Source organism: Amycolatopsis sp. cmx-11-12 (assembly GCF_046269425.1).
Lineage (GTDB): Bacteria > Actinomycetota > Actinomycetes > Mycobacteriales > Pseudonocardiaceae > Amycolatopsis.
Map to the genome: position 1 here is coordinate 1 of NZ_JADNQM010000083.1, position 7,883 is coordinate 7,883.

A 7,883-nucleotide genomic window follows, 5' to 3' on the forward strand; every position below is an offset into this window, starting at 1 on the left:
CCGGGACCTCGAGATATTCCACAGCCGGCAACGCCGCCATCCCAAAGTCGGATACCTCACCCCGGTCGAGTCTGAAAGACTCCGCGAACTACAACAAGCCGCCTGACACACCACAGACGACGGTCCGAAGGCCGGGAGCAACGCTAAGGTGCCCGGACAACCGTGGGAGCTCAGATGTCGACGGAGGTCGTTGACGTGGGACTGGCCGGTCCTCGGGACCGGGCTGGGCCGTTCGGGCTCCGGCTGGTCCTGAAGGGCTCACGCCGGGGCGGCGGTCTGGACGAGATGATCATCTCGCTCTATACCGGTGGTATGACGGTCCGCGATATCAGCCACCATCTGGCGCGGACGCTGGGCACGGAGCTCTCCCGCGACACGATCTCGAAGATCACCGACGGGCCGTGTTCGATGAGGTTGAGGCATGGCAGTCGCGGCCGCTGGACGAGATCTACCCGATCATCTACCTCGCCGCTCTGATCGTGAAGGTCCGCGACGGCAACGCCGTACGCAACACGGCCGCTCACATCGCCGTCGGTGTCGATCTGGAGGAAGATCGCCGCCGCGCTGAAACCGATCTACACCGCCCACACCGCTGAGGCCGCCCGCCTCGCCGGGAAAATGCAAGCCGAACTGGTCAAACGGGCCGCATCCACTGATCGTCGTCGATGAGGTCGGCTGCATTCCGTTCGAAGCCGAGGCAGCCAACCTGTTCTTCTCACTCCTCTCGTCCCGCTACGAGTAAGCCAGCCTGATCGTCACCTCGAACAAACCGTTCGGGCGCTGGGGCGAAGTCTTCGGCGGCGATGTCGTCGCAGCCGTCATGATCGACCACCTCGTCCACCACACCGACGTCGTCTCCATGAAGGGTGACGGCTGCCACCTCAATGACCGAGACCTCGGACGCGTCCCCGCAGCCACCAAAACCAACGAGTAACAACATCAACACACAACGGGGCGTCCAGCTTCACCTGCCGCCACGGGGCTCCAAATTCACACGATGTCGACAGTTAGACCGGGAACGCCGCTGCCTGGCCGAACTGCTTGCCCTGGCCGTCGACGAGGTTCCACAGGGTCAGGTTCTCAACCTCGAACAGTTCACCCGATCTGCGCACGCGAATCCCGTGATAACCAGTAACGAAACCTTTGTGTCGCACAGATTTGAGTAGCGCCGCACGTTGCGCACGGTCCCATGGGCCCGCTGTTTCTCGCGATGGCAGCGCGATGAACTCGACCCAGTTGTAGCCGAACAAGCGTTGAGCGGTTAGGTTCGCGTAGATGAAGGTCGGATCGGGCGCGGGGTCGTGTGCGAGCACTGAGAACGGCGCGTCGTGGTAGAGCCAGCGTGCAGCGCCTGCGGGAGACAGGCCGGGTAGTTCGAGCCTGCGTCCGACCAACCGGAAATGGCTGTCCAGCAGCAACGCGACAAATTCGGAATCGACCTTCAGGTCCAATTCAGACATGCATCCATTTTAACGAACGGCCGCCTTAACGTAAAGCCACAGAACCGAGCCCAGTGCCCAACACATGCTATCGCGGTAACGTCGCTGGTCAGTGAGCCATATGGCTTGTACTGGTTCAGTAGGTTCGTGAGTGTCCGCGACCGGGTACCGTCATGACGCTCGTGTCGGCACGACTGGCCCCGCCTGATTCCTTCGTACCTGAGATGCTCGGGGTATCTCCACGCTGACGCCACCGCCAGCACCTCCTTGGTCAACCGCTCGATCAGTGCTGCCCTGACTGCGCAGTACCATTCAGGCTCCTGGATCCCGTACGACCCGCGCGGGCGCAAAACCCCTCCCGCTCGGATCCCGACCTTTGCTGTCTTGCCCTTGTCGCTCGTGGACTCAAGGCTCCGCCTCATGTATGCGTTCAGTCCATTCAGTGCACATACGGCATGCCGGACCGAAAGCACTGTTACTGGGGCTGTTTCGCGCGCAGCGCAAATCCGTAAGACTCAGTTTGTGATTCTTCACAAGGGAACTGGGGAGTCTGACCGCTGATGGTAACGTGAGTACGTCGAGCTATAGTTGAGACTTACTTTGAGGTCCAGCGAACAGCGCGGCAGATATGACTCCGACTAACGTCCAGAGCGGCGTGGCTGTCGGTCAGGCCCGGACTCAGCGAAACGAGCATTCTATGTCCTCCGCAGTCAGGTTCAATGCGTTGCGCAAGGCACACGTGGACCGCGAGAAGAGGGTGCGCAGTACCAGTATGATGGCCGCATGATTCCTAGCTCCTGCGGTACTCCGGTGGGCCTGAGGGGGGTCGGCAAGCAGTATGGTTCCGGACACTGGGTGCTCGAGAGTGTCGATCTCGAAGTCGCACCTCGGCAGATCGCCGCTGTGGTTGGAGGCAACGGATCCGGGAAGTCGACCCTACTGCGGCTGGTGGCAGGCATATCCAGGCCGAGCGCGGGGGAGATTGTCGGTCGCCCCTCTGAAGTGGGCTATGTGCCGGAACGTTTCCCGGCTACAACACGCATGTCGGCGCTCGCCTACCTGCGACACATGGGACGTATCCAGGGACTGAGCACGAAGAAGGCTACGGCACGGTCTGGCGAACTACTGGAGCGGCTAGAATTGGCGGGCGGTATGGAAACACCGATCCGCGAACTGTCCAAGGGGAACGCGCAGAAGGTCGCAGTGGCGCAAGCCGTATTACGCCAGCCGAGGCTACTGGTGCTGGATGAGCCATGGTCCGGACTGGACGCATCGGCGCACCGAGTCCTTAGTGACCTCATGGAGGAGGTCACCGGTGCTGGGGGGATCGTGGTGTTCACCGACCATCGATATGAGGTTGTGCACGCAAACGCCACGGTCGTGTATCGGATTCGGCGGGGGCGCGTGGACAGTTATCGCTCCGGTTCCGCAATGGATCGAGTAAGTCCGGTGGAGGTCGAGCTTTTTCCTAGCCACAGCCGACCGCATCGGCAGGAGGAGGTAGAGTGGGACTCGGTGCGAGGGGTGTTCCGGGCCGAGCGAAATGGGGAGAAGATCACGCTAAATGTTGACGGCGAGTACTGTGATGAGCTGCTGCTAGAGGTGATCCGGTCCGGCTGGTCGGTACGCAGTCTTCGGCACATCAGTCTGGATACGGTGGCCTCAGAGGAAGTAGGCCTTTGATCGCGCTAGTGCGGTACATGCTCGCAGGAATGCTGCACGCGCAGCGCTACCTGGCGCCCGGGCTATTCTACCTGAGTTTCGTCACACTGCTCGCTACCAACGACGGGCCCTCGGTGCTGCCAGTCTATGGCTTAGCTTCGGCAGGCTTGTTCATTTGCGCTGCATGGATCGCTGTGGTTCTCCTCAGCGAGGAGGACGCTGTGCAGCGGTCGATCACGGTGGTAAACTCCGGCTCGTCGTCACGTGTGCTGATCGCGGGTGTGCTGACTGCACTGATCGTGTCGCTGCTACTAGGTCTGGTCGGCCTTACCTATCCGCTCCTCTCCAGTCGGCAACCAGTCGATCCAGTCGTCGTGGTTGCTGGGTTGGAAGGCGTGGTCATTTCCGTCTGCACCGGAGTGGCAATCGGCGTGGTCTGCTCACCGCTGACTATCCCAAGACTCGGTTACAGTTTGCTAGCGACAATGTTCTGGCTAGGTGTGGTTACGCTCTCGCCGTGGATACCACTGGTGCACCCGGCATTGAAGATCCTGTTTACTACGAGTTCAGCGAACGCATCGACCGTTGCGCTTGCACCGATCATCTGTTACGCGGTCACAACCTTGGTTATCTGCGGCGTGACCACACATCTGATCTCGACGAGGCAGCGCTAGTTGCTAGTGCTTCTTCAAACAACGTTGGGGTGATCGACCGCGGTGGAGTCCCACTCATTCAAGTTCGACGACGATGTGCTGCTGGGTGTGGAGACCAGCTCAGTGTCGTGGTGAAGATAGGTGAAATGAGGGTTCTGTCAATTCTGAAAGGTCTGCTCATCTGGACCGACCATGACGATATGTGAAGCAGAGTTCGGAATCGGGCCAATTCGCAAATCAAGCTGATATATGATTATGAGCGCTACAGTGATGACGATCGCAATATTCAGGCTTGCGACAGCTGCGGTCATCAATTGCCATTGTCGCAGTCGTTCGGTGGCCCGGTCGATCTTGCCGGCGCCATGGTTGTCACATAAACTGCGAGCAGATCGATGGCGAGAGGGTGCGGCTGCTGACGGCTGAGGTGGGTAGAATCGATTTGCTTAAACTCAATATTGCTCTCACTGGTTGGCCATGCGGTAACGTATGCAACCGGTTGCAATATTTCTGAGTCTGTCGGCCAGATGACTTTGCCTAGTTCAAAGAATGTTCCAGTTATTGTTGAGGCGCCTGTGGCAAGTAATAAGACGCCTGGTGTGATGTGGCTCTTGGCTGGCTTGTTACGCCAAAGTCTGCGAGTCGACCTAACCTGCTCTTGTGTTTTCTTGTGCCAACGACTTGGTAAGAAGTCAGTGAATCACTCCTCTTTGCTCCGGTGACGCTTGGCTGATCTTGATGACCGCAGCATTCGTGAACTGGCTGTGTGCGCTCAGGCGCTGACCAAGCCTGGATCATCGACTGACCTGACCCGTCATACGCTAGCATGTGGTTCGCGTCCGCCAAGCAATCCGGCCTTGTGTGCCACGGTCACCGCATGGGCGCGATTGTGTGCGCCGAGTTTATGTAGAATATTCTTGACGTGCGTGCGGACAGTCTCAATTGAGATGTGCAGCGATATGGCGATGTCCCTGGTTTCAGCGCCGTTGCTGAGCAGGTGGAGTACTTCATTTTCTCGTCCGGACAGGGAATATGCCTGCTTGGTAACTTGGGGAGGGATTGTCTGTGTGAGCAGGTGTCTCAGGTCCGGAGCGATATAGCGACCGGCGACGTAACAGGTCTTGATGGCATGGGCCAACTGTTCTGCCGTGACGGACCGTGCGACGAAGCCGCTTGTTCCCTGCTGAGCGGCACGCAAGATATACCTTGCGGTCTCGTCGGTCTTACTGACAAGTGCGATGGCAGTGTGTATTTCTTTTCTTCTCAGGAGTGTGTGCGTGAGTTGTGCGCGTGGGTCGAGTGTCGAGTTGACCAGGAGTATATTAGGGAGACGTTTCTTGCACAGGGTCATTGCTGTGCTGGGATCGCTTGCTGCCCCCACCCAGTGCAAGCCGTCGACGCGCGAGGCGATGGCTCGGATCCCGTCACAGAACAGAGGATCCTGCTCAACGGCTGCGACTGTGATAGCTTGCCCTGTGGTAGACTGTCCGCCAGAAATTCGTGATGCTGTGCGGGAGATTGTCGATTCGTACATCCTGCCTCCAGGTCAGTTGTCACTCATTAATACTATTGCCATGATTGCTTACTACTCGACTAATTGGATTATGTCCAAGACTTCTGGTGCATGCTTGTGAGTTGCACCGCGGTAATGCTGCACGGGAGCCGGTGCGCAGTTTGCGGCATTATTCGTCGAGATATGGACTGGTTTCTGTTGGTTCTGTGTAGGCACGCCAAGCGATCAGTGCGGCACTGAGACGCTGCATGTCGGGGGGGTGTGCTGGGTCGTACCCGGTGATGTCGGCGATTCGTTTGAGGCGATAGTCGACGGTGTTGGGGTGCTTGCCTAGCCTTGCGGCGGTGGCGTGTCGGTCGAGGTCGTGTGCGACGAACAGTTGGAGAGTGTGGAGTAATTTGGGATTGACGTCCATTAGCGGGTTGAGCAGCGCCCTTAGCGCGTCGTTGGCTGGGCCAGGCCGGGTGATCTGGTATTCGTACATCACATCTTGAAGTTCGTAGAGGCCCGGGCCGCGGTCGAGGCTGTTTACGAGGTTGAGTAAGCCCTGAGCGTCGAGGTGTGCGCGGGGAATCTCGTCGACGGTGCTTGTGGTCATGGTCGCAGTCACGAGCCAGGGGTTAGTTGTTGACAATCTGTGGACGAGTGCCTTGATGTGTTGTCTCGCTGCCCTTGATGGTCTCAATGCGGAGGACTCGGGCAGGAGGATGACACCGCCAGCCGAGGTTAGTGAGCTCAGTGGTGGTTCGCCGGTCAGGGAAGCGACTTCCTGCTCGGCTAGCTGGTGCCAGGCGTCTTGGTGGGCCGCGTTGTCAGGATTTGTTGGCTCGGATTTCTGGGTGGCTCTAAGGGCGACGACGTGGTAGCGCTCAGCCAACTGGATGCATGCTCGTTTCGCATAGCGTTCGTAAGGGGCGCCAGCGAGTAGCGCGTTGATGAGTTCATGGCGGGCGTCGTGCCTGGAGGGCCCACAAGGCCGCGTCGCGGTGGTGTATGCCGCGTATACGGCGGCGGTGACGTTTTCCTGTAGTTGCATGAACAGTGAGGTGGCGACGAGCACGTGGTCCAGGTCGCGGGGTTCAGCATCCTGGACGAGTAGTGCCCAGCCGCTCCGGATCGCGACTTGGCTAGCCTGCAACATCGCCTCCAGCGGTATCCCCGCACCTGCGCGTTGGGTGACGATGTCGGCGATCCCGGTAAGTTCGGAAGGATCTGGTGGGCGACGCTCACGGAGCATGCGCATGACGTATTCCAGGTTCCGGTGTACGAGGTCACGGACGTCTTCTTCGATCTGTTGGGCTGGCAAGGCGTGAAATGCGGGGACGGCTTCGTCGACGTACCTGGCCATCTGCTTGACCAAGCGTGGTTCCAGGTCGGCTAACCGCGTGTACATGGAAACTCCGGCGAGTGTCAGAGTATGAGGATTCATAGATTGTCCTGATTCCGTCGCGCCGAGTGACTGTAGTATACGGGTACGTGACGGGTGAGTCGTATGTCAATATAAATGAAATATTCACGTGGGCAACATGAAAATGCCGCTGAGCTCGTCGGGATGCGGTTCAGGCGGCGACGATTTCATGCATGCGTCGCGATGGTTCACGATTGAGAGGTCGGGAATCGCCCCGAATGTCGGTTTCTCACGCGGATAGTCATACATCAGCTTCCGAGCTGCCTGGTAAATCGAGTCCGGCTACAAAATCAGACTTGAGAACTGTTGCGATCGGTGCGCTTTATCACGTGTATGGTGAAAGATGGAGTCAACAGACGGGCTGGCGGTGGAGAACCACGTATCGTCGAGACTCCCGGCGACTGGCTTGCCTGGTGACTTGTGAACGGCTCGCGGTGACGTCGAACCGCCTCGAAACAGACCGCCGCTTGAGGTCTGCTGGAAGCCTGGCGCCGACGGCGCTCAGGTCAGCGTCATCGTTATGACCTGATTCGAGTCGGCCTGCGGATCGAAGCGAACACAAGTAGGGCGGTGAACTAAATGCGAAACAACAACCTCGACCTGTCGGTCACGGAGGTCGGCTCCCGAGAGCTGTCCATCGGCGCAGGTGCGTCGATGGACCTGCCGGTCATGGAGCTGGAGAACGTCTCGGCCCCGCCCTCTCGTCGTTCCTCCAGAGCATCAGTACCTCGGCCGCGATCAGCGGTCTCGTCGTCGCGACGTGATCGGCGATCTTCCTGGGCCAGTCAAACTCGTCCCGGGGGGAGCCGAGGCGTGCGCAAGCCCGACGCAGTAGGATTCTGTCATGTCGGAACGAAATCGAAGTGCGCACGACAAGGCACTTTCGGCTACCTGGTCATCGGGTTGGCACTGATCCTCATTTCCTTCACCAGTGGCGGCATCGACTGGTTGCGAATCACCCTGCTGGTCGTCGCCAGCCTGATGATCGCCGTGTTCGCGATTCTGGTGTACCGCAGTTCGACACGTCGAGCTGGAAAAGACTGGCTCGAGCCGTCGGCGCACGTGCCTTTCGACCGAATGGGCTCTAACCTCGATCTTGCATGGGTTTCTGTGAGTTCGTCGGGATTGCTGCTGCGGCTGGGTTTTGGTCGGAAATCGTGCTGTGGGCAGGGTTGTGGGCCGACTGTCGTGTCGGTGGGCGGGTTCCGAGG

8 protein-coding genes and 1 pseudogene are annotated in these 7,883 nt (G+C 59.0%); 5 read left to right on the forward strand and 4 right to left on the reverse strand.

The annotated features are described in order from the left end of the window. Positions 1 to 195: 195 nt before the first annotated feature. Both ACLARN_RS43915 and ACLARN_RS43920 read left to right on the forward strand, forming a co-directional pair. Positions 196 to 548 (forward strand): annotated as a pseudogene (locus ACLARN_RS43915) (transposase); the annotation flags it as partial. Positions 549 to 751: 203 nt separating this feature from the next. Continuing rightward, positions 752 to 934 carry an ATP-binding protein gene (locus ACLARN_RS43920; RefSeq protein WP_409497431.1) on the forward strand — a complete coding sequence of 61 codons (183 nt, stop codon included), beginning with the start codon at positions 752 to 754 and terminating at the stop codon, positions 932 to 934. A 73-nt stretch (positions 935 to 1,007) separates the two neighbouring features. Here ACLARN_RS43920 and ACLARN_RS43925 read toward each other — a convergent pair whose 3' ends face one another. Further along, positions 1,008 to 1,460, reverse strand: coding sequence for an MEKHLA domain-containing protein (locus tag ACLARN_RS43925; RefSeq protein WP_409497424.1), 453 nt, complete (start codon positions 1,458 to 1,460; stop codon positions 1,008 to 1,010). A gap of 834 nt (positions 1,461 to 2,294) precedes the next feature. Between ACLARN_RS43925 and ACLARN_RS43930 the strand changes: the two genes are divergently transcribed. Together ACLARN_RS43930 and ACLARN_RS43935 are read left to right on the forward strand one after the other, a co-directional pair. Beyond that, the gene (locus ACLARN_RS43930; protein WP_409497425.1) at positions 2,295 to 3,122 is read left to right on the forward strand and encodes an ATP-binding cassette domain-containing protein; all 828 of its coding nucleotides are present in this window, start codon (positions 2,295 to 2,297) and stop codon (positions 3,120 to 3,122) included. Positions 3,123 to 3,151: 29 nt separating this feature from the next. After that, positions 3,152 to 3,775: a hypothetical protein gene (locus ACLARN_RS43935; protein WP_409497426.1), complete on the forward strand. Its 624-nt coding sequence runs from the start codon at positions 3,152 to 3,154 to the stop codon at positions 3,773 to 3,775. Between the two features lie 137 nt (positions 3,776 to 3,912). Here the strand turns inward: ACLARN_RS43935 and ACLARN_RS43940 are convergent, their stop codons facing one another. The 3 genes from ACLARN_RS43940 to ACLARN_RS43950 all read right to left on the reverse strand — a co-directional run bounded on the left by ACLARN_RS43940 (position 3,913) and on the right by ACLARN_RS43950 (position 6,624). Then, complete coding sequence (locus tag ACLARN_RS43940) at positions 3,913 to 4,065, reverse strand: hypothetical protein (RefSeq protein WP_409497427.1); 153 nt, start codon at positions 4,063 to 4,065, stop codon at positions 3,913 to 3,915. A 500-nt stretch (positions 4,066 to 4,565) separates the two neighbouring features. Next, positions 4,566 to 5,285, reverse strand: a complete 720-nt coding sequence (locus ACLARN_RS43945; RefSeq protein WP_409497428.1) for a response regulator transcription factor — start codon at positions 5,283 to 5,285, stop codon at positions 4,566 to 4,568. Between the two features lie 148 nt (positions 5,286 to 5,433). After that, positions 5,434 to 6,624, reverse strand: coding sequence for a PucR family transcriptional regulator (locus tag ACLARN_RS43950; RefSeq protein ID WP_409497429.1), 1,191 nt, complete (start codon positions 6,622 to 6,624; stop codon positions 5,434 to 5,436). Positions 6,625 to 7,485: 861 nt separating this feature from the next. On the opposite strand from ACLARN_RS43950, the gene ACLARN_RS43955 reads away from it, so the two are divergent. Next, on the forward strand, positions 7,486 to 7,883 hold a 398-nt coding region (locus tag ACLARN_RS43955; protein ID WP_409497430.1), incomplete at its 3' end, for a hypothetical protein.

What these genes read in the sequence shown, in the direction of transcription:
- ACLARN_RS43945 (WP_409497428.1), bottom strand. Translation starts at nt 5,285, where the DNA reads ATGTACGAATCGACAATCTCCCGCACAGCATCACGAATTTCTGGCGGA.
- ACLARN_RS43925 (WP_409497424.1), bottom strand. Translation starts at nt 1,460, where the DNA reads ATGTCTGAATTGGACCTGAAGGTCGATTCCGAATTTGTCGCGTTGCTG.
- ACLARN_RS43940 (WP_409497427.1), bottom strand. Translation starts at nt 4,065, where the DNA reads ATGACCGCAGCTGTCGCAAGCCTGAATATTGCGATCGTCATCACTGTA.
- ACLARN_RS43935 (WP_409497426.1), top strand. Translation starts at nt 3,152, where the DNA reads ATGCTGCACGCGCAGCGCTACCTGGCGCCCGGGCTATTCTACCTGAGT.